25 protein-coding genes are annotated in these 26,505 nt (G+C 37.8%); 13 read left to right on the forward strand and 12 right to left on the reverse strand.

Translation table 11 applies throughout. The features are described from left to right. Nucleotides 1-184: 184 nt before the first annotated feature. The 3 genes from FKZ43_RS02375 to FKZ43_RS02385 form a co-directional block, all read right to left on the reverse strand. Nucleotides 185-1,324, reverse strand: a complete 1,140-nt coding sequence (locus FKZ43_RS02375) for a 2-oxoacid:acceptor oxidoreductase subunit alpha (RefSeq protein ID WP_140944281.1) — start codon at nt 1,322-1,324, stop codon at nt 185-187. 74 nt (nt 1,325-1,398) lie between these two features. Then, nucleotides 1,399-4,950 carry a hybrid sensor histidine kinase/response regulator gene (locus tag FKZ43_RS02380; RefSeq protein WP_140944282.1) on the reverse strand — a complete coding sequence of 1,184 codons (3,552 nt, stop codon included), beginning with the start codon at nt 4,948-4,950 and terminating at the stop codon, nt 1,399-1,401. Beyond that, nucleotides 4,941-5,858, reverse strand: coding sequence for a serine hydrolase (locus tag FKZ43_RS02385; RefSeq protein ID WP_140944283.1), 918 nt, complete (start codon nt 5,856-5,858; stop codon nt 4,941-4,943). The genes FKZ43_RS02380 and FKZ43_RS02385 overlap by 10 nt, the downstream gene beginning before the upstream one ends. Nucleotides 5,859-5,941: 83 nt before the next feature. On the opposite strand from FKZ43_RS02385, the gene FKZ43_RS02390 reads away from it, so the two are divergent. The 3 genes from FKZ43_RS02390 to FKZ43_RS02400 are packed head-to-tail and all read left to right on the forward strand — an operon-like array spanning nt 5,942 to nt 7,937. Beyond that, nucleotides 5,942-6,748: a dioxygenase family protein gene (locus tag FKZ43_RS02390; RefSeq protein ID WP_140944284.1), complete on the forward strand. Its 807-nt coding sequence runs from the start codon at nt 5,942-5,944 to the stop codon at nt 6,746-6,748. After that, nucleotides 6,749-7,402, forward strand: a complete 654-nt coding sequence (locus FKZ43_RS02395; RefSeq protein ID WP_235894665.1) for a DsbA family oxidoreductase — start codon at nt 6,749-6,751, stop codon at nt 7,400-7,402. A gap of 1 nt (nt 7,403) precedes the next feature. Next, the gene (locus FKZ43_RS02400) at nt 7,404-7,937 is read left to right on the forward strand and encodes a redoxin domain-containing protein (RefSeq protein ID WP_181180218.1); all 534 of its coding nucleotides are present in this window, start codon (nt 7,404-7,406) and stop codon (nt 7,935-7,937) included. Here FKZ43_RS02400 and truA read toward each other — a convergent pair. Continuing rightward, nucleotides 7,882-8,664, reverse strand: a complete 783-nt coding sequence (gene truA / locus FKZ43_RS02405; protein WP_140944286.1) for a tRNA pseudouridine(38-40) synthase TruA — start codon at nt 8,662-8,664, stop codon at nt 7,882-7,884. The genes FKZ43_RS02400 and truA overlap by 56 nt on opposite strands. Before the next feature lie 88 nt (nt 8,665-8,752). Between truA and FKZ43_RS02410 the strand changes: the two genes are divergently transcribed. From FKZ43_RS02410 to FKZ43_RS02450, 9 genes are read left to right on the forward strand one after another with little or no spacing between them, the layout of a single operon-like run. Beyond that, nucleotides 8,753-10,138, forward strand: a complete 1,386-nt coding sequence (locus FKZ43_RS02410; RefSeq protein ID WP_140944287.1) for a cation-efflux pump — start codon at nt 8,753-8,755, stop codon at nt 10,136-10,138. A 6-nt stretch (nt 10,139-10,144) separates the two neighbouring features. Beyond that, complete coding sequence (locus FKZ43_RS02415) at nt 10,145-10,996, forward strand: DUF4905 domain-containing protein (protein ID WP_140944288.1); 852 nt, start codon at nt 10,145-10,147, stop codon at nt 10,994-10,996. After that, nucleotides 10,993-11,412 carry a secondary thiamine-phosphate synthase enzyme YjbQ gene (locus tag FKZ43_RS02420; RefSeq protein WP_140944289.1) on the forward strand — a complete coding sequence of 140 codons (420 nt, stop codon included), beginning with the start codon at nt 10,993-10,995 and terminating at the stop codon, nt 11,410-11,412. The genes FKZ43_RS02415 and FKZ43_RS02420 overlap by 4 nt, the downstream gene beginning before the upstream one ends. Before the next feature lies 1 nt (nt 11,413). Further along, complete coding sequence (gene thiL / locus FKZ43_RS02425; RefSeq protein WP_140944290.1) at nt 11,414-12,481, forward strand: thiamine-phosphate kinase; 1,068 nt, start codon at nt 11,414-11,416, stop codon at nt 12,479-12,481. Continuing rightward, nucleotides 12,478-14,346 carry a S8 family peptidase gene (locus FKZ43_RS02430; protein ID WP_140944291.1) on the forward strand — a complete coding sequence of 623 codons (1,869 nt, stop codon included), beginning with the start codon at nt 12,478-12,480 and terminating at the stop codon, nt 14,344-14,346. Before thiL ends, FKZ43_RS02430 begins: the two co-directional genes overlap by 4 nt. Continuing rightward, nucleotides 14,343-16,355, forward strand: coding sequence for a GAF domain-containing SpoIIE family protein phosphatase (locus tag FKZ43_RS02435; protein WP_140944292.1), 2,013 nt, complete (start codon nt 14,343-14,345; stop codon nt 16,353-16,355). The genes FKZ43_RS02430 and FKZ43_RS02435 overlap by 4 nt, the downstream gene beginning before the upstream one ends. Nucleotides 16,356-16,366: 11 nt before the next feature. Beyond that, complete coding sequence (locus FKZ43_RS02440; protein ID WP_140944293.1) at nt 16,367-16,759, forward strand: STAS domain-containing protein; 393 nt, start codon at nt 16,367-16,369, stop codon at nt 16,757-16,759. Further along, entirely contained in the window at nt 16,737-17,189 is a 453-nt protein-coding gene (locus FKZ43_RS02445; RefSeq protein WP_140944294.1) for an ATP-binding protein, read from the forward strand. Before FKZ43_RS02440 ends, FKZ43_RS02445 begins: the two co-directional genes overlap by 23 nt. Further along, on the forward strand, nt 17,173-18,774 hold the full coding sequence (locus tag FKZ43_RS02450) for a PP2C family protein-serine/threonine phosphatase (protein ID WP_140944295.1): 1,602 nt from the start codon (nt 17,173-17,175) through the stop codon (nt 18,772-18,774). The genes FKZ43_RS02445 and FKZ43_RS02450 overlap by 17 nt, the downstream gene beginning before the upstream one ends. A 1-nt stretch (nt 18,775) precedes the next feature. On the opposite strand, the gene FKZ43_RS02455 is transcribed toward FKZ43_RS02450, so the two are convergent. Next, on the reverse strand, nt 18,776-19,909 hold the full coding sequence (locus FKZ43_RS02455; protein WP_140944296.1) for a PQQ-dependent sugar dehydrogenase: 1,134 nt from the start codon (nt 19,907-19,909) through the stop codon (nt 18,776-18,778). 143 nt (nt 19,910-20,052) lie between these two features. Between FKZ43_RS02455 and FKZ43_RS02460 the strand changes: the two genes are divergently transcribed. Beyond that, the gene (locus FKZ43_RS02460) at nt 20,053-20,922 is read left to right on the forward strand and encodes a hypothetical protein (RefSeq protein WP_140944297.1); all 870 of its coding nucleotides are present in this window, start codon (nt 20,053-20,055) and stop codon (nt 20,920-20,922) included. On the opposite strand, the gene nadD is transcribed toward FKZ43_RS02460, so the two are convergent. From nadD to FKZ43_RS02495, 7 genes are read right to left on the reverse strand one after another with little or no spacing between them, the layout of a single operon-like run. Beyond that, complete coding sequence (nadD, locus tag FKZ43_RS02465; RefSeq protein ID WP_140944298.1) at nt 20,919-21,503, reverse strand: nicotinate-nucleotide adenylyltransferase; 585 nt, start codon at nt 21,501-21,503, stop codon at nt 20,919-20,921. The two genes, FKZ43_RS02460 and nadD, sit on opposite strands and share 4 nt — an antisense overlap. After that, nucleotides 21,503-22,186: a hypothetical protein gene (locus FKZ43_RS02470; protein ID WP_140944299.1), complete on the reverse strand. Its 684-nt coding sequence runs from the start codon at nt 22,184-22,186 to the stop codon at nt 21,503-21,505. The genes nadD and FKZ43_RS02470 overlap by 1 nt, the downstream gene beginning before the upstream one ends. A 21-nt stretch (nt 22,187-22,207) precedes the next feature. Beyond that, a complete protein-coding gene (locus tag FKZ43_RS02475) occupies nt 22,208-22,714 on the reverse strand; it encodes a hypothetical protein (RefSeq protein WP_140944300.1) in 507 nt (168 codons plus the stop codon). Between the two features lie 13 nt (nt 22,715-22,727). Beyond that, nucleotides 22,728-23,921, reverse strand: coding sequence for a tryptophan synthase subunit beta (gene trpB, locus FKZ43_RS02480; protein ID WP_140944301.1), 1,194 nt, complete (start codon nt 23,919-23,921; stop codon nt 22,728-22,730). After that, a complete protein-coding gene (locus FKZ43_RS02485; protein ID WP_140944302.1) occupies nt 23,918-24,544 on the reverse strand; it encodes a phosphoribosylanthranilate isomerase in 627 nt (208 codons plus the stop codon). The genes trpB and FKZ43_RS02485 overlap by 4 nt, the downstream gene beginning before the upstream one ends. Then, nucleotides 24,535-25,326 (reverse strand): indole-3-glycerol phosphate synthase TrpC, encoded by a 792-nt coding sequence (trpC, locus tag FKZ43_RS02490; protein WP_181180220.1) that lies wholly within the window; start codon nt 25,324-25,326, stop codon nt 24,535-24,537. Before trpC ends, FKZ43_RS02485 begins: the two co-directional genes overlap by 10 nt. Next, nucleotides 25,323-26,504 (reverse strand): hemolysin family protein, encoded by a 1,182-nt coding sequence (locus FKZ43_RS02495; protein WP_140944304.1) that lies wholly within the window; start codon nt 26,502-26,504, stop codon nt 25,323-25,325. Before FKZ43_RS02495 ends, trpC begins: the two co-directional genes overlap by 4 nt. Nucleotide 26,505: the final 1 nt, after the last annotated feature.

The raw sequence follows: 26,505 nt of genomic DNA on the forward strand, positions 1-26,505 counted from the left end.
AATCCTTTCAATTAATTCTGTCTTATCCTTTTCTGTTTTTTCATATAAAAGTAGCAACCGCTTGTCAATGTCCTCAAACTTTTTATCAATATCATTGAACTTCTCTCTTATTATTTCGTAGATGAACATCTCAATCTTCGTGACCCTCTGCTCAAGGTTTTCTATCGTCGCCATTTTTAGTTCCTCACTTGCTTTTTAAAATCTCGTTTAAAATTTTTTGTGGATTTATCAATGTCGTATCCATCTGGTTTATCCGGACGATTTCAACTTTTGATTTGTCAACTATCCTTTCAATTTCAAGGACATATTGTCCGTTGTTCATCTCTGGGAAGATTATTCTTTTAATGTTTCTTGTTGCTTTTTTAATCTCATCTTCTGGAACAGGCCAGAGCAGGTTTATAATCAAATGCGAGACCTTATAACCATTTTCACGAGCTCGTTCAACCGCCTCAATCGCACTTCTTGCCGTAATTCCATATGAAATTATAAGTGTTTCAGCTCCTTCCTGTTCATCAAACCTCACAGCGTAAGGGAAGTATTTTTTGACTTTTTCTTCATTTATCTTTTTATCAAGGTGTTCCATCATCTTTTGAATTTTCTCCGGGACGGTCAACAAATTCCCATATTCATCGTGCGTAGATGTTGTGTATCTTATGATGTGTTTTCCGCCAAATGGGGAAAAGAGAGGAACATCGTCAATGTTCTCAAAGTAATATGGTTTGTAATCCGGCGTGTCTTCAGGGGGATATTTACGATCAATAATTTCGGGTTTTTCAACCTTTGACCAATCTACCCTCGTTCGCGTCATTGAGAGTTCTTTACTTGAGACAAGGAAAACTGGGACTCTGAAAATTTCAGCGAGATTAAAAGCGTAAATTGTGAAAGTATAGCATTCTTCAACTGTCGTTGGGGATATAGCAATTATCGGATAACCACCAGAAGTTCCCCATCTGATGAATTGAATATCGCCTTGTCCATCTTTTGTCGCTGAGCCAGTTGCTGGACCTTGTCGCTGGACATCAACTATCACGAGCGGAGTTTCGCCCATTATCGCAAGCCCTATGTTTTCGCTGTAAAGTGAAATCCCGGGACCGCTTGTCGCTGTCATAGCTTTTTTCCCAGCCATTGATGCGCCGATGCAAAAACCAATTGAGGCAATTTCATCTTCAGCTTGAATTGCGAAGCCACCAACCTTTGGGAGTTCTTGCATCATACCAAGTAAAATTGGGGTTGCTGGAGTTATCGGATAGCCAGCAAAAAATTTACATCCGGCATCAATTGCACCTTTTACAATCGCTTCGTTCCCGTCAATGAATTCAATCATTTTTTAAATACTGGTTTTGTTTTACTTGCACTTTAAATTATCGCTTTAACTTTAAAATAAAAAATTCAGCGAATTTAAACCTTTCGGTCAAGGACCTCTCTGACCTTTATCGCTATCGTCTCGTATGAATATGGCTTTTGTATCAGGTCAAATCCCTCAACATTCACATTTAATCCGTTCAAACTATATCCGGTTGCAAAAATTATCTTAACGCCCGGCTTAATTTTTACGATTTCCTTCATCGCATCATATCCGCTTAAAATCGGCATAACAATATCAAGCAAGACAAGGTCTATTTCTTCTGATTTTTCTCTGAAGATTTCTACCGCTTCAAGTCCATTTCCAGCAGTGTAAACTTTATATCCAAGACCGGTTAATATGTCATAGACAGTTGCTTTTAATTTTTCCTCGTCCTCAGCGACAAGAATTGTTTCGTTCCCGCCCCTTATTTCAGCGGGTTTCTCTATCTTTGCTTGTTCTTCCTGCTCTTCTTCATGTACCGCCGGCAAGTAAACTCTAAATGTAGTCCCTTGCCCAACTTCGCTATAAACATTGATGAAACCGTTATGTGCTTTGACAATCCCATAAACTATTGAAAGCCCAAGCCCTGTTCCCCCTTGTTTCGTCGTGAAAAAGGGTTCAAAAATTTTATTAATTATGCTCTTGTCAATTCCTACGCCGGTATCTGTCACAGATAAAACAACATACTCACCTGGTTTAGCTTCAATGTTAAATTTGCAGTACTCTTCGTCAATTACCCTATGGTATGTTTCAACGATAATCTTGCCCGCATCTGATATGGCTTCTTGAGCATTCAGGATTAGATTCAAAAGCAGTTGATTTATAAGGGCCGGATCAACTTTTACATTTGGAAGTTTCGGTGCGAGGATGAGTTCCATCTTTATATTTTCACGCAAAGCTTTTAGCATAACTTTGGCGAAATCATTGACCACAGTGTTTAAATCAATTACCTTCATTTCAGTTGGTTGTTCACGGCTGAATATCAAAAACTTTTTCGTGAAATCAGCGGTTTTCCTTATCGTCTGTTCAACCTCGTTTAGCTTTTCTTTCGCCTTTTCAATGTCCTGTGTCAAGAGTCGCCTTGCAAGCTGTGTGTTCCCGAGTATAACTGTCAAAGCGTTGTTTATATCGTGCGCAAGTTGAGCTGATAACTTCCCAAGCGCTTCCATCTTTTGTGAATGTATAAGCTGTTGTTCAAGCGTCTTAACCCTTGTAACATCTCGCAATATCCCTTGATAAGCAATGATGTTCCCATTCTCGTCATATATTGGTGTTGCTGTGTCATAGACGATGAGTTTTTTCCCATCCTTCGTTTTCAAATGTAGCTCATAATCCTTCACATATCCCTGCTTTTCAACCGCTTCAAGATTTTTCTTTCTATCCTCGGGATTCTGATAAAGTTCGGTTGCTATATCAACTTTTAAAATTTCTTCCTTTGATGAATAACCAAATAATTCAACAAATGCTTGATTGACATCAAGAAGTCTACCTTCGGGTGTAGAAATATAAATTGGGTCTTTTGAGTCCTCAAAAAGTTTTCTGTATTTCTGTTCTGATTCCCTTAAAAATTTTTCCGTTTCACTCCTTTGAATTGCTATCCCAAGTATATCTGCAAATGTTTTTATTGCGTCAATCTCCGTGATTTCCCATGTTTTTTCATTTTCACAGTCGTTGAAGCTAACAAAGCCCCACCACTTGCCACCGACGAAAATCGGCGCAACCGCTATTGATTTGACCCCGAGTATGCTCAAGAAAAGATATTCCCTGAATGGCATATCTTTGACAACACCATATATCAACCCATGGTTTGCGAGCACATTGACCCATCTATCAAAGCCCGCCAATTTATATGATATGTTTTGAAGTTGCACATCTTCAACTTTCCTCATCAAATCCGACGAATACCATTTGAAAGCCAATCCAGTTATCAAATCCGCATTTTGTTGATTCTTAAAAATGAAAACAGAGCTCACTTCAAGCGCCTTTCCAATTTCACCAAGCAAATTATCTATTTCGCTCTCCCAATTTATCGTTTTCAGTAAGACACCAGCGGAGTAGTTTATCGCCTTTAAAACTTGTTCTCGCTTCAAAAGTTTTTGTTCCGCTTCTTTTATCTGAGAAATGTCAAATATAATCCCAAATGTTTTTATCGCTTTGCCTTTTTCATCTCGTGTTATGTATGCGTAATCAAGGCAGTATTTGACCCTCCCATCTCGCGTTTTAATTCTATATTCGGCTTCAAATACAGATAAATTTCCTTCCAATGCGTCTTTGATTTTTAGAGTTAAGGCTCCTATATCGTCTGGATGTATGAAATCACGCCAACGGTATTTTCCGAGATTTATATCATCTTTACTTACACCGAAAATTGTTTCAACATCTCCTTCCCAAATCGTTTCGTCTTTTTCAATATCCCATTCATATGTCACTTCCTTCGTCGCTGAAATAATTTTTTCAAACTTGCTTTTCCAATTTAAAAGATCAATTTCAGTTAATTTTTTCCACAAAGTGAGCGAGATTTGAATTGCTACCGTCTGCGCCAAACTTATTTCATCGTATGTGAATTCATGAGGTTGATTATAGTAAAGCATAAACTTGCCGAACAATTTCCCCCCATACACAAGCGGAACGAAAGCTATTGCTTCTATTCCCTCGGTCAAGATTACCTTCTTTAAATTTTCATCCAGTGTTTTATCCTCTCTGACATTTGCAATTAAAATCGGTTGTGGATTTGCTTCATCTGGTTTCCAAGGAGAATGACCTTCAACGGCTTTTCTGTAATTTTCAGAAAGACCGATCCAAGCTTTAAATCTCATCACACCGTCTGGGTCAATCGTTAGAATAGATGCTCTATCAACTTTTAAAATTTTCACGATTTCAGACACCACCTGCCGATAAAACTCTTCGGTTGTTTCGGTTCTAAAAATTAAATTTGTCAAATTGTAAAGTGATTCAACCGCCAGAAGTTGTCTAGTTAATTTATCTTCAATTTTTTTTCTTTCCTCAACCTCGGTTATCAACTTTTTTGACGGGATATGGACAAGCGAAGCAAAGAGCATAAAGATTAATATATACGATGCGAGCAGAACAATTTGAATAACCTCGGGGATTGAAAGAGTAAAAGGCGTTGTGTATTTTATCCCAAACTTTTCAAGTAGGAATAAAGTTGAAACTGCTATTGAACTTGCAACGGCAAGCAGAAAAGCCCGTGCGCTTCCAGTTGTGATGCCGTTGAATGTAATGACTATAAGGTAAAGGAAACCGGAAAAGAGAAAAGTTATCCCGCCAGCAAAATATACAGCGATGCTGATAACGATTATATCAATTAAATTTGTCGCAAGTAAAAGTTTATCTTTCGCCTTGAACAATTTTCTTAAAAATTTGAACGGCTGGTTTATTAGCGCCTCAAAAATCGCAAGGGCAATGTAAACATTAACGGGTAAACCAAACTTGAAAATCCTATCAAGAACGATGAAAGTTATGGCAATTGATACTGAAGCGATCGCTCTTGCTTTAACTGAGTAATCACACGCAAAATCGGAAAACTCATTGAGTTTTGGTGGGGGTTGTTTCATTGCTTTTTTTAAATTTATTTTTAATCGCATTTTCCTTTGGTGAAATAGTCAAATATAATTTTTGAGATTTCAGCTATAGCGAGGTGACCTTTGTTATCAACGGCGTATGATACTTCTGATAATTGGTCACAGAAGATCGCAACTGCGTATGTTGTGCATTGTGAATAGACAATTCCGATATCTGCTTTCATTCTGTCAATTGAACCTGTTTTATTCGCAACGGCGACTTTTTCAGGGAGGTATCTTTTCATCATTTCGTAATCTTGATTATTTTTCATTATGTTAATTATCTCGGCGGAAACCGACGGGTTTATGATTTTTCCATTTGCGAGCATTTCAAGAAGTTTTAACATATCGTTCGGTGTTGTATAACCGACGCCGAATTTTAAAGCTTCAGGTGTGTTCTTTTTTGTTTTAAATGACATCAGCTTGTTTAAAATTTTCGTGTTTTCAAGCCCAAGTGATTTCATCCTTGAATTTACAGCTTCAAGTTTTGCGTCGTGTTCGTTCGCAAAGCAATCAAGCACAAGGTTTGTCGCCGTGTTATCGCTTAAAATTATCATCAAAACAGCGACATCAATTAATTTCAATTTAGCCCCATTGTAGAAGTATTGCAACACGCCAGCCCCACCATATTTGAGCGAATCATCAAGTGATACCAATGTATCTTTCTTTAGTTTTCCCTCTTCAAATTTGTAGAACAGTTCAACAAGAATTGGGACTTTTATCACACTTGCCGTTGGGAATAAAGAGTCTGCGTTTATTTGGATTGTTTCCCCCGTTACGAAGTTTTTGGCGCTCAAGCCAAGCCGACCGACGCCATATTTTTTAGCGACCTTTTGAATTTTTGAAACTACTTCATCTTGTTTGATTGTTAATTTTGATGATGAGCAAGAAATGAAAAGAATCGCTGTGAAGAGAAGTAAAACCCGTTTCATTTGCGCGCGTTTTTTATTGAAAGTTAATTTTTTTGTTTAAATTAATCAAGATTTTTCGTTTCAAAATCAAGGAGTATTTTAAAATGATTGAAGCAATTTTCGTCTCACATGGATCGCCGACACTGCTCGTTGAAGATGGAGAATATGTTGAACTTCTCAAGAAACTCGGTCGTGAATATAAAAGTAAAGGTATAGATTTGATCATAGTTTCATCACCGCATTGGATTTCGCATAAAGATTTTTATGTTCAGGTTTCGCCAAAGCCACTGTGCATTCAGGATTATTACGGTTTTCCGGATGAACTTTATCAGTTCAAGTATGAAGTTGAGAATGACCTTGATTTTGCTGTTAAGCTTGTTGAGGAGGCTAAGAAATATAACTTTCCTGTCGAGGCTACGCTTGATTGGGGACTTGACCATGGGGCTTGGGTTCCTCTCTATTTTATGTTCCCGGAGCGTGATATTCCAGTTATCCCGATTTCAATTTCTGCTGGACAGTTGCCCCAGGAACATTTCAAGTGGGGAAATTTTATCAGAGAGTTGTCTGAGAAAACAGGAAGAAAAATTTTATTTATCGGAACTGGCTCAACGACACACCGACTTGATATGATAAGGTGGGGGATGAATACGGCGCTTGTTTATCCGCCAGGTGAGAAATTTGACAGATATCTGCTTGAACTTTTAAAAGCTGGCAAATATGATGAGGTTTTGCGTTTGCCTGGGAAAGAGATTTTTTACGATGCTATGCCAGAGGGTGGGCTTTTGACATTATTTTTGACAATCGGAGTTGCCGGAGAAAATACAAAAGGTGAAGTTTTATATTACGGGGGTTGGGCTTACGGGGTAAGTATGACCGCAGTTAAATTTAAAAAATTGACGGAGGTGAAATAAATGAAAATTCAAATTGAATTTTTTCATGATGTTTTGTGCGCTTGGTGTTTCGCAATTTCACCAAGGGTTCATCGCTTAGCACAGGAAAATCCAGATGTTGAAATAATTCATCGCTCTTTTGCTCTTGCACCAAATCCAGATGCAATAGCTCAAATCTTCGGGTCAAAGGAAAACGGTAAGCGTGAGATTTTAAATCACTGGCGAATGGCTAACGAAAACGACGATGAACACAGGATAAACGCTGACCTTATGGAACAAAGAGAATTTGACTATCCATATTCAATCCCTGGGCTTTTGGCTTGTAAAGCATCTGAATTACAAGGTGGACAGGAAATGCATTGGAAGATGTTTGATAGGATTCAAAAGGCACATTTGGTTGAATGTTTAAACATTGCTGATTTCAATGTTTTGAAAAAGTGCGCTGAAGATATTGGGCTTGATGTTGAAAAGTGGGAGGAGGATTATAATTCTGAAACTGTTTTTAGAAATCTGGCTTATGACATTGAGATTGCAAAACACTACGGGATAAATGGTGTCCCTGCGCTTGTTGCAAATGGAAGGTATGGAATCATCGGGGCTCATAAATATGAAACACTTGAAAGATGGCTTAACAAAGTAAGAAGTGAGCTTGAAAAACAAGCAAATGGAGGTTAAAATGGGGAAAAAAATATGTGTTCTCTTTTTATCCATTTTATTTTTTACTGGCTTAAAGTCACAAACTTTAAAGGTTGGAGATAAGGCGCCCGATTTTAAACTTCCGTATGCCACTAAAGACACGATCGTTTTTGAAGGGGTTCGTCTTTCAGATTTGATAGGTAAAAGGAATATAGTTCTTGCATTTTACCCAGCCGATTGGAGTGGTGGTTGCACAACGCAAATGTGCACCTTTAGGGATAATTTTGTGGAACTTTCAAAACTTGATGCTGAAGTTTTAGGGATAAGCGGTGATTATGTTTTTTCTCATCGTGAATGGGCAAAACATCTTAATTTGCAATTCAAACTTTTGAGCGATCACAAACACGAGGTCGCTAAGCTTTACAATTCGTATGATGAGAACTCCGGGTTTAATAAACGAACTGTTTTTGTCATTGATAAGTCGGGTAAAATCGCTTACATAAATTGGAGATATAATGTCAGGGATCAATCACATTTTGAGGAGTTGAAGAAAGTTCTTTCTGGGTTGAAGTAGCGTATTTTACTTCTTCAAGGAACAGCCCGCATCCCGGGGCGTGCATTATTTTAATTTGGTTAAATTTTTCAAATAGCATTTTTTTGAATGTTTCAATTTCAATTCTTCCCCTTGCGACATCAATCATAGCGCCGACAAGTCCTCTGACCATCCCATAGAGGAATCTGTCGGCGGTTATTTTGAATATGATTTTATCATCTTCTCTTTCCCATCTTGCTTCTTTGACATCACAGACGAAGTTTTTGACATTTGAACCCTTTTTAGCGAAGACCTCAAAGTCATGTTTCCCGGGAATTAATTTTGCGCATTCTTGAAGTTTTTCAAAGTCAATTTTGTATTTGACAAACCAAATGTAATTTCTTCCTATCGCAACCTTTTTCGTTGTTATGAAGTATTTGTATGTTTTTTCAAGTGCGCTGTATCTTGAGTGAAAACTTTGTGGGACATCTTCTGCTGATATTATTGTGATGTCATCTGGGAGGATTGAATTTAGGGCTTTTTTTAAGTTTTCGGTTGGAATTTTTGAGTTTGTTTTAAAATTAGCGACTTGACTGCGAGCGTGGACACCTGCATCTGTTCGGCTTGCCCCTATCAAATTCACATCTTCACCTGTAATTTCTTTTATCGCTTTTTTAATCTCACCTTGGACGCTTCTACCGTTTGGTTGAATTTGCCAGCCGACGAAGTTCGTTCCGTCGTATTCAATTACAAGTTTAATGTTTCGCATAGGATAAGGAATTTGTTTTTAAAGTTTGCAAATGGGTCTTTTCTTGAATAAATTTAAAAAGTAATTTCACAAAATTTGACTTCAAAAGATGGATGCCATTGCAAGCCTTGAAAAGCAAAAAGTAGCGATAAGTTCCGTCATCGCTGCGGTTTTTCTTACAGTTTTAAAACTAATTGTTGGTTTGATGACGGGAAGTCTGGGAATACTATCTGAGGCTGCTCATAGCGGTCTTGATCTTGTCGCTGCTGCTTTAACTTACTTTGCTGTCAAAATCGCAGATAAACCCGCCGATAGGGAACATACCTACGGGCACGGAAAGTTTGAGAATCTATCAGCGCTTTTTGAGACATTGCTCCTTGTTGTGACATGTGGATGGATAATTTATGAAGCCGTAAATAGAATTTTCTTCCACGAGGTTCATATAGAAGTTAATTTTTGGAGTTTCGCTGTCATAGTCACTGCGATAATAGTTGATTATTCAAGGTCAAGGATTCTTTTTAAAGCCGCGAAGAAATATAATAGTCAAGCGCTTGAAGCCGATGCTTTACACTTTAGCACGGATATTTTAAGTTCAGGGGTCGTTATAGTTGGTCTAATTGGGGCTGGTTTTGGTTTCCACAAGGCGGACGCTTTTGCTGCTCTTGTCGTCTCTGGTATAGTGATGTGGATAAGTTTTCGCCTTGGAAAAAGGACAATTGACATGCTCACCGATAGAATCCCTGATGTCGGTTTGGTTGATAAGGTAAGAGAGGAGGTTTTAAAGATTGATGGTGTCGTCAACTGCAGAAACATACGAATAAGACAAGCAGGCTCAAAATCATTCGTTGATATGGTCGTTGATATAAAAAGGACGATACCTTTTGAACAGGCGCACCAGATAATGAATTTGATTGAGGAGAGGATAAAAAAGATGATGCAAAATGTTGACATAGTTATTCACGCTGAACCGATTGAAACCGATGACGAGACAGTGATTGACAAAATAAGGATGATACTTATACATTCTGGGATGTCGGCGCATAACATTGAGGTCCAAAAGGTGAAAGATAGATATTTCGTTGATTTACATCTTGAATGTAAGGAAAAGCAAACACTTGAAGAGGCACACGAGATCGCCAATCAAATTGAAGACGCAATTAAAAATAAAATTGAAAATGTTGAGAGAATTTCAATCCATATTGATGAGGAAAGCGATATGATAAAGGAGACGAAAATCGTTAATGACAGGTGCGAGGATATGGTTCAGCGGATAGTTTCAATTGCGAGGTCACATAAGGGCGTCATTGACTGTAAAGATATAACCGTGATGGAAATTGACGGTAAATATAAAGTTACGATGAATTGCCTCCTTGATAAGTCGCTAACCCTTTCCGAGGCGCATGAGATTGCAACGACGATTGAAAATCAAATTTATCTTGATATAAAGGAAGTTTCAAAGGTCATAGTTCATGCCGAGCCAGAAAATAAAACTTGAAGAGTGATGAAAAAAATCAAACCGATGTGGGTTTTCAAGTCATATAAGGATTATAAAATTTGGAAGATTTTCCCAACAAGGCATGATAAAATTCTTTGCGAGCTTAGGGATTTGAACAAGAGGGTCACAAGTTTTGTTTGTCTTTCAATTTATAATGGCAATAAAATTTGGGAAAAGTCCGACTTTGAAGAGCCGTGGTGGATTCAAATTGCAGATGTTGACGATGATATTTTCTTCCTTTGCGAGTTTAAAAGACCTGATTTACCAGCCCAAGGTAAAACTTATGCTGTTAGTTCATCAAGTGGGGAAGTTTTATGGAAGGATGACGAATTTGACTTTATGTTCGCTTTGGACGGGAGGGTTTATGGCGTTAGAAATTTAATTGACAGTAGATTTTATTTTGTGGTTGATGCAAGAACTGGCGAGATATTAGAGACATATGGTGATGAAAAAGCTGAAGAGATAAACGAATTGAGAAACGAGAAAATCAAAAGTATGGAATTCATTGAGACATCAATATCATTTGATGAGTATCATCCTGATTATGAAACAGCGAAGGGACTGGTTGATTCTTTTGTAAATGATGGCGACCCGAGATTTCCCCCCGAGGTTTTGGTAAAGGAGAACATTTCACTGATAAATTACCACATTGCGCGTGGAGTTAAAGCAGGTTCAGAGAGGTTCAAAAATGTTTTGAAGATAGTTGAAATTAACACTGGGAAACTTCTCTATCAAGATGTCCTTTATGATGATTTGTCTTTCTTCATACCTGATGCTTTCTTTTGCAAGGATGACTTTGTTTTCTATGTACGAGAACAAATTGAACTTATAGCAATAAAATTGCCACATCAAATATGAAAGTCATTACCGAAAGAATAACCGTTTCAACCCGTGGTTTTAACGATATAATTGACATAACAGGCGAAGTTGAATCTGTAGTCAAGAAACATCAAGTTAAGAATGGTAATGTGACGGTTTTTGTCTCAGGTTCAACTGCTGGGGTAACTACCATTGAATATGAACCCGGTCTTTTAAAAGACCTTCCTGAGGCATTTGAGAGAATCGCTCCAATGGGAAGGCGTTATCATCATGACTCACGCTGGGGAGATGATAATGGTTACGCTCATGTGAGAGCTTCAATTCTTGGAGCATCTTTAACAGTTCCATTTTCGGATGGGAAATTGCTCCTTGGCACTTGGCAACAAATTGTCGTTGTTGATTTTGACAATCGCCCAAGGACGAGGAATTTGGTCATTCAAATAATTGGTGAATAAAATGGATAGCAACTTCACAGATATCTCAATGATTGGTGAGTTCGGGTTAATTGCGAGGTTAAGTCAGATAGTTCAACCGTATCGTGATACTTTAATCGTAAAGGGCATTGGTGATGATGCTGCTGTTTATATCCCAGCGGATGGAAAAGTTCAAGTCGTGACAACGGATGCACTAATTGAGGGGGTTCATTTTGACTTGACATATGTGTCAATGAGAAATCTTGGGTGGAAATCAATGGCGGTTAATTTAAGTGACCTTTGTTCTATGCTTGCTATTCCGAGATATGCTTTAATTACTATTGCCATCCCGAGGAAGATTTCGGTTGAGATGATTGAGGATTTTTATTTAGGCGTGAAGTCGGCTTCAAATGAATTTAATTTTGCTGTAATTGGTGGAGATACAACAACGACCTTCGGAAATATGGCTATTTCAGTAACAATGATAGGTGAGGCGGAAAAAGACTTTATCCCGTATCGTAGCGGTGCGAAAGTCGGTGATTATATCTGCGTAACAGGAAAACCAGGTTTATCGTATGCAGGATTGAAGATACTTATACGCGAAAAGAAAAAATTTCTTGAATCGGAAGATAAGGAAAATTTCAAACCAAATTTTGAACCATTTTTGAAAGCAATTGAAAAACATCTTAAACCCATCCCGAGATTTGATGTCGTCAATAAAATGATAAATGAAAAAGTGAAAGTAAACGCAATGATTGATATAAGCGATGGTTTGTCTTCGGATTTGTTGCATATATGTCGGCAAAGTGGCGTTGGAGCTGAAATTTACGAAACAAGTTTGCCGATTGATGATATGGTGAAGAAGGTCGCGGAAGAATTCGGAGAAGATTATTTGAATTACGCTCTTTATGGTGGCGAGGACTATGAACTTTTATTTACTGTTTCCGAGTCGGAGTTAAAGAAACTTGATGCTCTTGCTGATGATGTGAAAGTAATTGGAAGAATCCTTGATCGTGAGCAGGGGATAAAGTTGATAAAGTCAGATAATAGCCAAAGAGACCTTGAAGCCGGGGGATGGGACCATTTTAAAATAAAGTCGCAAAGTTTATGAAGAAAATTTTCATCCTGATTTTTTTCTGGTCGTTTCTTTTCGCTTATGAAGGTGAAGAAAAGTATTGGATTGTCTTTAAAGATAAAGGGATTTATGAGAATGTTTCGCTTGCAAAGGGAAGCGTTGTTTATGAAAGATTAAAGGGGTCAATTTCAAGGAGGGCTTTTGAAAGGAGATTGAAAGTCGTTAAGGATGAGTCAAAGGTTTTTGATTATTATGACATTCCAGTTTATGAGGAATATGTGAATAGAATTAAGTCGCTTGGTATAAAGATAAATGTAATCTCAAAGTGGCTCAACGCTGTGAGCGCATTTCTTGATAGCGAAAAAATTAACATAGTTAAGTCACTGCCTTTTGTAGCGTCTGTAAGCCCAGTTGCAAAAAGCGTTAGGACATATGTTGATGTTTATGACTATGGACCGTCAGAGCGACAGATAAGATTATCCGGGGTTAAGAAGTTGCACGAGATGAACATCGTTGGAAAGGATGTTATCGTTGGAGTTATGGATACTGGTTTTAGACTATCGCATGAGTCGCTTGTAAATGTTGATGTTTTGGCTGAGTATGATTTTATATTTAACGATTCAACGACGGCAAATTCACCTCAAGATTCACCAAATCAGGATTTTCATGGTACGCTTGTTCTATCGGTTCTTGGGGGAAAGAAGGAGGGCAAGATTTATGGTGTCGCACCAGGGGCTAAATTTGTACTTGCTAAAACGGAGGATGTGAGAAGCGAGACGCCAGTAGAAGAGGATAACTGGGTCAGAGCTATTGAGTGGATGGATTCACTCGGGGTTGATGTTGTTTCAAGTTCGCTTGGATATATTGATTGGTATACCTACAAGGATATGGATGGGAACACGGCAAAAATAACAAAAGCTGCGGACATCGCATTTCAAAAGGGAATTGTTGTTGTTAATTCCGCCGGGAACGAAAGGAACACTCCATGGAAGTATATCGTTGCTCCTGCGGATGGGAAATATGTGATAGCTGTTGGCGCTGTTGATTCAACTGGGAGAGTTGCTTCTTTTAGTTCTATGGGGCCAACTTATGACGGAAGAATAAAACCAGATGTTTGTGCGCTTGGCGTTTCTGTTTTCGGTGCTTCAACTGGTTCAACTTCAAGTTATGTTTATGCTTCTGGGACATCGCTTTCTTGTCCAATTGTAGCTGGAATCGCTGCTTTAATTTTATCAACTCATCCCGAACTTAACTCTTTTGATGTAAGGGATGCAATAAGAAACACCGCAAGCAGAGCGAATAACCCAGATAATGACTACGGTTGGGGCGTTGTTGATGCTCTTTCATCTGCTTTGTATCACGGACCAATTTTGAGCAATTTCCCGGAAATAAAGGAAAACGTAAATGGTTATGAGATATCCGTTTATGCTATGTCCAAAAGCGGGATAAAGGAGATTTTCATAATGGCAAACAATCAAAAAGTTCCGATGTACCCTGTTTCCGAAAATAAATTCGCTGGCGTGTTAAGTTCGCTACCGCCTCAATTTTCAATTTTTGTCATTGACAATCAAAATAAGACCAACATCTTGACGACATATCTTGAGTCAAAACCGCCTGACAAGTTTTATCTTTCCCAGAATTTTCCCAACCCGTTCAACTCCAAAACGATTTTTCTTCTTGATGTATCTGAGCCAGTTCAGGTAGAAATTTCAATTTATAATATCCTCGGTCAAAAGGTTAGGACGCTTGAAAATAGATTTTTTTCGCAACCTATCAGAGGTTATAGGATAGTTTGGGATGGGAAAGATGAGGAAGGGAGAAATTTGCCAAGTGGTGTTTATTTTTGCAGGCTTGAGTCGGAGAAATTTAAAACTGTCCGAAAGGTTGTTTTGATGAGATGAAGGGAGAAAACTCCGAAACAAAATTTTTGGGGCTTGGGCAGATATTATTTGCTTCTTTTCTCGTCTTCGTTCTCCTCGCTGTGACGCTAATTAAAAAGGTTTGGCCTTGGGCACCTTTTGACTTTATATCAGAGATTTTGTTGGTTGCCCTTCTGATAACATTTATGTTAATTGTTCAACCGTTTGCGAAGAAGTTTGAGGGGAACCCGGTTGAAGCTCTGAAATTCATCAGCGCTTTTTTATTCTCACTCATCTTGATTTCGTTTGTATTCAAAAACCTGATCAATGTCACAAGACAAAATAACATCGTGGTTCCATCGCGTTACAGCGATGTTGTAATGACTAACCTGTTCAGTGTTATTTACATTTTTTTGGTTGCCGTCATTTTTTCAATTTTTATGAAGGTTTTGTTCCTTGGCAGAGGAAGAGAAGTTAAAGTTAAATTCATTTTAACGCTTGCCTTTTTCGCCTTTTATCAATCTTTTACCGATTTATTTGAATCGCTAGGCAAAATGTTAAGAGTGGTTGTCTTTGAGCCGGGAATTGCGATGATTATCCAGTTCTTTTTATTTATGTGGATTTCCATCAGGATTCCATGGGTGATAAGTTTGAGAAAGCGTGAAAAATATCTCGTCTTATTGTTTTCTTCACTTACTTTTATCTTTGTCATATTTCACGGTAGCCCTCTAATAACTGGCGGAGGTGCTGAGGCGTTGCGTTTTTATTCACCGCTGTTTTTCTCTTTCGCTCATTATTATTTTGACACATTTGTAGGGGTTTATTCTTTTTTTGTTTTCATAAGCACAATTTTTCATCTTCCAACAACTGAAATTTACGAGCGAAAGGTTGCGGAACTTTCAACTTTGCAAAACATCGGCAAACTCGTCGCACAAATGCTTGACATCAGGGAGTTTTCTGAGACAGCTTTAAAAATCGCTATGGAGATGACAAATTCAAAATCGGCTTTGATTGAAATTAAACTTGCTGAAAACGAAATAATTTGCAATGGAATCGGAACTGATACTGAAAAGCTGAAAGAAATAACAGCGGATAAAAATCTTGATGAACATCTCGTCGTTAGTTTTGAGGATGGGGATATTTTGATTGCCCCTCTTATCGCTCACGGGAAAACCTCCGGTTATTTATCTTTGATGAAAAAGGAAGGTAGATTTGACGCTGATACTCTAAACCTTGCGCTTGCTTTTGCAGATCAAATCGCTATAGGCGTTGAGAATTATAAGCTTGTCATGGAATCAATTGAGAAAGAAAGATTGCTGAGGGAGTTTGAACTTGCAAGGCAGATTCAGAAGAAGCTCCTTCCTGCGGTTCTCCCAAAGTCAAATAAGTTTGAGATGTCGGCGCTATCTTCGCCCGCTTTTGAAGTAGGCGGTGATTATTACGACTTCGTTATTCACAGTGATGGAAACCTGTCTTTTATCGTTGCAGATGTTTCTGGCAAAGGGGTTTCGGCAGCTTTTTATATGGCTGAGATAAAAGGGATTTTTCAGTCAATTTCAAAAATTTACAAGAATCCGACCGAGTTCTTGCTTGCGTTCAACGATGCAGTATATGGTCATGTTGATAAAAAGTTTTTCATAACCTTGATTTATGCTTACTTTGATGTGAAGAACGGTTCAATTCAAATTGCAAGGGCGGGACATCTTCCCCCGATATTTGTCAGAGGAAAGAAAGTTGAATTTCTTAAGCCACCAGGACCTGGAATTGGTCTTATGGAGACGAAGATGTTTGAAAGGTATATAAAACCGGTTAAATTAAAACTTGAAAAGGACGACTTGCTTATTTTTTATAGCGATGGTGTTATTGAGGCGATGAATAAAAGTTGGGAGGAGTTCGGCTATAACAGGTTCGCTGATTTTGTTTTGAAAATTTCAAAAGAAGAAACGGAAAAAATAACACGGTTGATTTTTGAAGAAATTGAAAAATATCGGGAAGGTGAGCAAACATTTGCGGATGATTTGACGATTTTGGCAATCAAGTGGAAAAAATAATTGAGGGAGAAATGAGAAAAAGAGAAAAAAATTTTGATGTTCTTGTAAGTGATAAGAATTCAATCAAGATTTTGAAGTTGAAGGGCTATCTTGACGCTTATACCTCGCTACAGCTTGAGCAGATGTTCAGAGACCTTATAAATTCTGGAAATTTCAAGTTCGTTGTGAATATGAAGGATTTATCTTACATAAGTAGTGCTGGCTTTGGAGTTTTTATGGCTTTTGTTGACGAGACAAGAAAAAATAAAGGTGATATAAAGTTTTCCTGTCTGTCTGAAAAAATAGATGAGATATTTGACCTTCTCGGATTTAAGCATATATTTGAGGTTTATAAAAGTGATGAAGAGGCGATAAAATCTTTTGAGAAAGTGAGGGGCAGGGATGCCAAAAAGAGGAGAAAATAAAGAGCTTAAAATAGACAGCCGGCTTGAAAACCTTCACAAGGTTCGTGAATTTATAAGAAAGAATGCAATTAAATTCGGATTTGATGAGATTGAAGCAGAAAAAATTGTCTTGGCGGTTGATGAAGTGTGCACGAATTCTATTAAGCATTCATATAGAAATAAGCCAGACGGTGAGATTAAAATTGAAGTTAAAGAGGAAAAAGATAGGTTTGTCATCATCATCTCATATGGTGGTTTGCCGTTTGATCCTTCAAAGGTTAAAATTGAATCGCCAGTTGAGAAGTTCAAGCGGACTGGAAAAGTTAAAAGAGGGAAATTGGGGATGTTTATAGTCCATAGTTTTATGGATGATGTTAAATATGAATCCAAGGGAGATGAAAATGTTGTAGTTTTAATAAAATTTTTGGGTAGAGATGAGAAGCGAAGATGAAGTGATTTTCACGCTTGAATCAATTTTCAATTTGGGGAAAGCGTTAAGTGTTGCAAAAGGAATTGATGAAGTTTTTAAGGTTTTTCTCCTATCTTTGATGGGGAAGTTGAGAATGGCTAAAGCGGTCGGCTTTATAATTGATAAAAATGAATTAAAACCGATTTATTCTTGTTGTTCAGAAGGTGTTACGGTTATGAAAATCAACCCGCGATTTATTCCCCACGGTTTGACGAGATTGAATGACAGTGTGATTAGAAAGTTTGGTCGCGATTTGAGAAGTTTCATCAGGCGAAATCGTTTTGATTATCTTGTCCCGGTGATTTGGTCTTACAAAGGCGGAAGTGAAAATCTTGGTTTAATCTTTCTTGGGGGAAGGGGAAAGCTTACGAATAAGGAGATTGAATATGTTAATTTTGTTGCAAACTTTACAGCAATTTCGCTTAAAGTTATGCTTTCAATAGATTCATTAAAGAAGAATGTTTATACCTTGACGATGCTGAACGAATTTATGCAAAATGTCTTTTTGAAAAATGATGAGGGTGGGATTTTAAATTTACTTGCATTGACCCTGATTGGGCATTTTAGGGTTAATAGAGTTGTGATTGTAAAATTTGACGGGAGGGCTCACATCATTTTTTCATACCCGCAAGGACAGGTGAAGACCAAGTTTTTAAGAGAAATTTCAAAGCGGGGAGGAAGGAGCGATACTCCGATTTTCTTTTATGAGGGCAACATGGGAAGATTTGCTTTGCTTTTAGAATATGATGGTAGGGATGGCAAAAAATCGTTTAGCGAGGATGAAAAGAACTTGATCAGAACTTTTTTCACAGTGTCTATGAATGCGATTGAGAATTTAAAAATGTTAAACTTACGGCATGATGTTGAGCTTGCTTATGAGATACAGAAGAATTTATTACCGAGGGAGTTCCCTGAAAATCCAAGGTTTGAAATTGGAGCGTTATTTCTACCTTCAAGAGTAGTTAGCGGTGATTATTACGATGTTATTAATCTTAGCGATGATGAAGTTTTGCTTGCGATAGCCGATGTTTGTGGGAAAGGTTTATCGGCTTCCCTTCTTATGTCAAATCTTCAAGCTTTGCTTCACAGCTTTATACTTTTCACAACCGATCTTGTCAACGTTGTTGGTCTTTTGAACAAGATGATTTTGGCGCACACATCTTCAGAACAGTTTATAACGTTTTTCATTTGTAAGGTTGACTTGAAAAATTTTGTTCTTGAATATGTGAATGCTGGGCATAACCTGCCGATTTTGTTTTCAAATTCCAGATTTACATTGCTTGATGAGGGAGGTCCAGTTCTCGGAGTTATTGAAAGTGAGTATAAACTTGGAAAGATTGAACTTAAAAGGGGCGACCTTTTATTTCTTTACACCGATGGAGTAACGGAAGCGATAAATGTTAAGGGTGAAGAGCTTGGCGTTGAAAAGCTCATTGAGTTTATAAAAAGACATCGGAACTTATCATCTGGCGAAATTATCAATTCAGTTGGAGAAATGGTTTCGTCTTTTTCTCGCGGGGTAGAGCAAAACGATGATATAACAGTGCTTGTTTTTAAGATAAAGTGAATTATTTCTTAAAAATGATTTGATAAATTTTATCATCCCCTGGCTGTGGATTTCCTCGCCCGTCTCTGTTGCTTGTGAGAACATAGAGATTGCCATCTGGACCGACGACGACATCCCTCAACCTGCCATATTTTCCCCTCCTTTTATCAAAGGCAAACCATCTTTCAATTTTTGTAACTTTGTAGCTCTTTCCCGACCTTTGTAGTTTTATCCTTATTAAAGCTTCGCTTCTCAAGGTTGCGACAAAAAGGTCGCCTTTATAAAAAGTCATTCCAGATGGCGGGGTTGCATCTTTCCATACAACGATTGGGTCAATGTATTCTTTTTCACCCGGAGCTCCTATAACTTTCGGCCAGCCGTAATTCCCACCTTTCACAATTATATTTATCTCGTCGTGTCCAAAACGACCATATTCGCCAGATGGTCCATGCTCTGATTCAAATAAATCTCCCGTTTCCGGATGCCAAGCAAGACCTTGAGGATTTCTGTGACCGTAGGAATAAATTGGTGAGTTTGGGAAAGGATTATCAGAGGGAATTTCACCATCAGGTGTGAGACGAAGGATTTTCCCATTTAGAGAATTTAGGTCTTGTGCAAGTTCACCCTTGAAGATTTCACCAGTTGTTATGTAAAGCATCTTATCTGGACCAAACTTTATCCTGCCACCATTGTGAAATCTTGCACCAAGAATGCTATCAATTATAACTTTATCAAAGACACCCTTTCTTCCTTCATCTTTGATTCTTATAACTCTGTTGAAAATTTTGCCATCGCTTTCGTATGTATACATAGCGTAAATATATGGTTTATTCGGGAAATCAGGATGAACGGCAAGCCCCATCAAACCGCCTTCCCCAATATGCTTAACATTTATTATCATATATGGCTCTGGGACAAGTTTTCCATTTTCAATCAAGCGAATTCTCCCAGGTCTTTCACTCACAAGGGCTCTTCCGTCGGGTAAAAAGACAAGCGACCATGGGATTTCAAGGTCTTGTACCCAAACTTTAACTTCAACTTTATCTCCGTCAGGTAGGTATATATCCTCAACTTTCTGTGGTTTTTGCCCGACGATTTGAAAACAAGAGATGAAAAGTATTAGCGCAAACCCGAAAGGTAAAATTTTTGCTTGCATTTTTTACTTTTTTTTAAAATTTTAAAAAATCAAAAGGAAAAAGTCAAGATGAAGTTTGTGTGATTTTACTCACTTTATTTTTGCCGATAAAGATTTTATTTTTGTATTGAAAATTTCAAAAAAATTTGGAGGGCGCTATGAGGATGAAAATTTTAATCTTGAGTTTTTTGATTTTTCTGTTCGCAACTTGTAAAAAGGAAGACACGGTGACCTCACCACAAATGCTGGTACAAGATTTAATTCCACTTAATGTAGGCAACTACTGGATTTATAAAGGTGTCGTTCTTGATGTTAATGGGAATCCAGATTCAACAGCTGGCGTTTGGCAGGATTCAAGCGTTGTAACAGCTCAAAGAATAATGGCGGGGAAACAAGCGTATGAGATAACTTCGTATAGAAATGCACAACCTTCTAGTTTAATGTATGTCGCAAAGGATGGGGATAAGTATTATGTTTATTTTTATTTCCCAAGCACTGGTACTCCGTTAGATTCGCTCGCCAACAAATGGTTTTTGTGGGTTGACCCTGCAAGCCAAAGTTGGAATGTGTTTGATCAACAGGTGAAATTTGTGCTTGATTCCGCAAGTGGACTTACTGTGAGTGGTAATTTGAGTGTTAACGCTTCAAAGGGCGCAAATGAGACGATCAGCATAACGAATCAAACGGTTCAATCTGAGCAATTTATTTGGGATGTCAATTTAAGCGGGAAGATTGATCAACTGCCGGGGTCAAACTTGACACTCACATTTAAACAGCGTTGGTATTTTTACAAAGGAATCGGTTTAGTTAAATATCAAACTGATCCGATGACAGTACGAATTGTTGTTCCTTTAGTTGCAGATACAACGATGAAGTTTGAAGGTGAGCGTAATTTGATAGTTAATTACAAGTTGATGCAACCCACTGCTGATATAGTTGCGATGCGAAATGTTGAACCAAGGTCCGATATATTCATTTTCAAAAAGTCGTTTGCGCCATATCTCAACGCAGTTAATAAGGTCATCAACCGTTAAATGTATAATTTATTTGCGAAGATATATTCTTCAACTGCTGGAGGTACGAGGTATTTTATTGATTTTCCGAGTTTGATTCTTTTTCTGATGGTTGATGCCGAAATTTCTATGTTAGGTATAGTTATAAATGTGGCGAACTTTGAAAATTCAGTTTGAGGGATGACGAAGCCGGGGCGGTTAAAAACGATGAGATTGACTTTTTGAACTATTTCATCGGGTTTTCTCCAAGTGTGGAATTCGGCAAATTGATCCGCGCCTATCAAAAGATAAAATTTTTCCTTGGGGAAATTTGAAACGAAATAATTAACCGTATCAATTGTGTATGAGACACCGCCCCGGTTTATTTCAACATCGGAGACCTCAAAGAATTTATTTCCAGTTGTTGCAAGTTTTACCATCTCAAATCTATGTTCTGGGCTTGCAATTTGGAAGAGATATTCATCGTTTTGTTTGTGGGGTGGAATTGAGCAGGGTATGAATATGATTTTGTCAAGCCCAACCTCTTCCCGAATGAATTCGGCAACGATTAAATGTCCGTAATGTGGTGGGTTAAATGTCCCGCCAAAAATTCCAATTTTCATCAATCCAGCAACGGTATTTTTCTTTTCTTCAATATGTTTAAAATCACAAGCTTTGTCCTTTTGAATTCCTCATTTCTTGATGAGCTAACGATGTTAAGGTAGATTTGCTTTAGCGATTTCAAATCGGTTGCGTATTCTATCCTTCTAAGCGGGACAAATAAAACATCAAGTTGGCTTGCTGACCTTAAAATGTCAAGTTCATCGTTCTCATTTTCAACCATTGATAAAAATTTCTCGTGAAGTTTTTTTAAACCAACCAAACGATTCGGATTATCATTGTAAATTGATGTTACAATCACATCATATTTGTGAGTTAAAACTTCGTAAGCGTTGTTTATCCATGGAAGTGGGTAAAATAAACCCGTTATTTTAACGAGCGTCACAAGTCTACAATCCTCTTTGAAAGCCCTATCAATGCTCTCAACATATACGCCACTTTCTTTTTCAATGATTGATACCTTAACTCTGAGTGGAAAAACCGGTACAAGGAAATCGCATGTCTCGTAATCGGGGAAATAAACATAGACCTTTGTGTTTCTACTTTTTTCAACATAATAATTTGAGGTGTCGTGAAGTATTGCTTTGTAAATTTCAATTTTTTCCTCCTCAGTTAATCCATCTGCACCGTGGATTTCGTTTAGCTTTGTTGGTAAGATTATGAGAGCTTTTTCAGTTTGAAACATCGGTTTTGTTCTATATTTGTTTTAGCTCATTGACATTATCGCCTCAACAAGGCGATTTGGGTTTTGGCTTGTGAGGATTATTTTGTTAAAGGTTGTAAGTTTTGAAAGTAGAGAATTTGGTTTTGTCTCGTTTAGTTCTATCTCAACCGCTCCTTTCCCCCAGAAGATATATGCAATTGTCCTACCGAAGATCTTTATTCCATATTGCATTTTTGAAAAGCCATCAATCGCTCGGACTTGTTTTATCTCCGATTTTTTAATCTCTCTTTTTATCAGCTTTAAAAAGCCGACTTGAACGAGGATTTTATCCCATCGGACGATAATCGTCAGTTTTCCAATCAAACCAATTATCAAAAGCTCAAAGATAAGAGCAAGAATGACGACGAGAAAGATTATATCTGGATTTTTTATCTCATCTGGATTTTCCAGGGCGAAGAAAAGGAAAATCGGAAGCCAAGCGATGAAGATAAGATAAAACCAAAGTGGGGGATTTTGTTCCTCTTTGTAAATTATCCCTGAATGAATCATCTATTTGTCCCGTTTAAATTTTTAAAAATCTCATAGCAGTTGCAAGGTCTTTATCTCCACGACCTGAAAGATTTACAATTATAATTTCGTCTTTTTTCATTTCAGGTGCAATTTTAATCGCGTGTGCAACTGCATGGGCACTTTCAAGAGCTGGTATTATGCCTTCGGTTTTTGAAAGAAGGCGAAAAGCTTCAAGGGCTTCTTCATCGGTCGCTATAGTGTATTCAACAAGACCTGCGTCTTTAAGATATGAATGCTCTGGACCAACACCAGGGTAATCAAGCCCAGCTGAGATTGAATGGGTGTTGAGGATTTGTCCGTCTTCATCTTGGAGAAGGTATTGCATTGCCCCGTGAAGGACACCTGGTCTTCCAGCGTTCAGGGTTGCTGCGTGTAATCCGGTTTCAATTCCTTTACCACCAGCTTCAACTCCAATTAACTTGACATCAGGGACATTTTCAATAAACGGGTAGAAAATCCCAATTGAATTGCTCCCTCCACCGACACATGCGATTATAACATCAGGAAGTCGCCCTTCCATTTCAATTATTTGTCTTTTCGTCTCTTTACCAATGACCGTTTGAAAGTCTCTAACTATCATAGGGTAGGGATGCATTCCAACGACAGAGCCAATGATGTAAAATGTATTTTTCACATTTGTAACCCAATCCCTTATTGCTTCGTTTATTGCATCTTTGAGCGTTTTGCTCCCTGACGAAACGCATCTAACTTCGGCGCCGAGTAGTTTCATTCTAAAGACATTTATCTCTTGTCTTTTCATATCTTCTTCGCCCATGTATATCACGCACTCAAAATTGAACATCGCGCAAACAGTAGCAACTGCAACACCATGTTGTCCAGCGCCTGTCTCGGCAATTATTCTCCGTTTTCCCATCCTCTTAGCTATCAGAGCTTGTCCGATTGTGTTGTTTATTTTATGTGCCCCGGTGTGGCAAAGGTCTTCACGCTTTAGATAAATTTTCGCCCCACCAAGATATTTACTTAATCTTTCGGCAAAATATAACGGCGTCGGTCTCCCAACATAATGCTTGAGATAATAATCAAGCTCCCTTTGAAAACTTTCATCGTTTTTTAGCTTCATATACCACATCTCAAGCTCTTCAACCGCTGGGATGAGCGTCTCAGGGATGAATTTACCTCCGTAATTCCCAAAGTATCCTCTTGAGTCAGGGAGATTTAATTTCATATCTTAACACTTTTTGCGTTTTTGATAAATAGCTTGACCTTGTCGTGATTTTTCCTCCCGGGGAAATCTTCAACTCCGCTTGACACATCAACACCGTATGGTTTAACTATTGAAATCGCCTCTTGGACATTTTCAGGATTTAAACCACCAGCTAAAATTATTTTACCGAACTTATCTAAACCAATTGCATTTTCCCAGTTAAATTTCTTGCCAGTGCCACCGTAAAGTCCATCAGAATATGAATCAAGATGAAAGTAATCAACTTTGAAACTGCTTAACGCATCTGAGGAAAAAGAATCAGTGACTTTAAATGATTTCATAACGGGTATGAAATTTTTAAGTTCAAGACACATTTGGATTGTCTCGTCCCCGCTTAATTGAACAAGGTCAATCATTGTGATTTCAATTATCTCTTTTATTCTCTCAATGTTTTCATTTACGAAGACGCCCACACAATTTACAAACGATGAGACCTCGCGGATGATTTCCGCTGCTTTTTCTGGCTCAATGTATCTTTTACTCTTGGGATAAAATACAAATCCGAGCATGTCTGCGCCAGATTCAACAGCGTTTATTGCGTCATCAAAATTTGTGATACCACAAATTTTTACAATTACAGACATAGAAGTTCTTTCATTTTTTTGTTTTTGTCCGTTGCTCGCATTAGCGTCTCACCGATGAGGATTGCGTCAAATCCAGCATCGCTTATTTTCAACACATCATCTCTCGTTTTGATACCGCTTTCGCTTACCTTTATGACATCTTCGGGAAGGTATTTTGACATCTCAAGTGATATGTTTATATCGGTTTGGAAAGTTGCAAGATTGCGGTTGTTTATCCCTATGATTTTGGGGTATGGAGATATTTTCAATGCTCTGGCAAGGTCGTGTTTGTCGTAAACCTCAACCAATACATCAAGCCCAAGTTCCTTTGCAAGCCAAATGTAATCTTCAAGTTGAACATCATCAATTATTCTGACGATTAAAAGGATTGCATCCGCGCCAAGATATTTTGATTCATAAATTTGATACTCATCAATGATGAAATCCTTTCTTAAAACAGGGATTTCAACAGCATTTTTCACCTGCGGAAGGTATTGTTTCCGTCCCCTGAAAAATTCAAAATCAGTGAGAACTGATATGGCGTTTGCTCCCGATTTCTCATAATCTTTTGCGATTGAAATGGGATTGAAATTATCGTCCGATAAATTTCCAGCGCTCGGTGACGATTTTTTAATCTCCGCTATAATTTTTATCTCGCAATTTCGTTTTATCGTCTCTGCGAAATTTCTCTTTTCATATCTTGATGAAGAAGATATTTTGATCAGGTCTTTTAACGGCAAGTTTTCTTTCGCTTTACTAAGCTCATAAATTTTTCTTTCAACGATCTTCTCAATGAAGTTCACTTTTCTCTCTCCCTTGTGATTTTTAATTCAGTTATCTTTTGCTTCGTTCTCTTGGTGACCTCAAAAACGAGGTTTTTGTATCTAATTCTTTCGTTTTCGTTTGGGATTTTCCCTGCGATTTTTGATACGAAACCGCCAATGCTTTCATAGTCAGTCCCCTCTGGTATGTCTTCGCCAAATTTTTTATTAAAGTCACTTACCAACATTCCAGCGTCCGCTATTATTGAACCGTCACTTAAGATCTCGTAATTTTTCTCAACTTTATCATATTCGTCGTGTATCTCTCCGACGATTTCCTCAAGTATATCTTCAAGCGTTACAATTCCCTTGAAAGCCCCGTATTCATCAACTACAATAGCCATATGTATTTTGTTTTTTTGCAACTCCCTCAAAAGTTCGCTTATATTTTTCGTCTCTGGGACGAAATACGCAGGTCTTAACAAATCGTAAAGCACAAATAAATTCGGCTCTTCAATGTAATTGATCAAGTCCTTCGCATAGACGATTCCGATTATGTTGTCAATGTTATCTTTATAAACAGGAAGTCGTGAATATCCCTCATTTAAAACAACCTTTATAACTTTTTCTCTCGGTGCGTTTATATCAAGCGCTACAACCCTTGTTCTTGGAACCATAATTTCGCGAACGGTTTTGTCTTTGAACTCAAGGACATTTTTTAACATTTGGTTTTCATCCAATATCTCACCTTGTCCAGATGTGCCGAGGAGAAATTCAAATTTTCGCTTTGCAAGATTTAAATCCGATTCCACAATTTTTCTGACAAAGCTTTCACTAAATAAGAAGGATAACTTAAACGACAAGGATAAAAGAAAAAGAAGGGGTTCAAAGGTTCGCAAGATCAGAATTGGATTTTCGGTTGAAAATTTTTTAAGAATTTGATAAAGCGAAATTGCAAAAATTGGGAGGATCGCTATGACGATTAAAGATAAAACATCCTCATTTGCACTTAACATCAAAATTATCAATCCAAGCAAGAAGAAAAAAAATTTTAATATGAGAGAGCTGAAGGAGAAGTGGAGCGGGTTTCTTTTAAATTTTTCAATTTTGTTAATCGTTTTTTGTTTCAACCTATCTTCATCTTCAATGGATATCACAGCGTGTTCAATGGACGAGATTATGATTCCAATTGTGATAAATGCTATTGAGATTAAAAGCATG

Source organism: Candidatus Thermokryptus mobilis (assembly GCF_900070205.1).
Lineage (GTDB): Bacteria > Bacteroidota > Ignavibacteria > Kryptoniales > Kryptoniaceae > Kryptonium > Kryptonium mobile.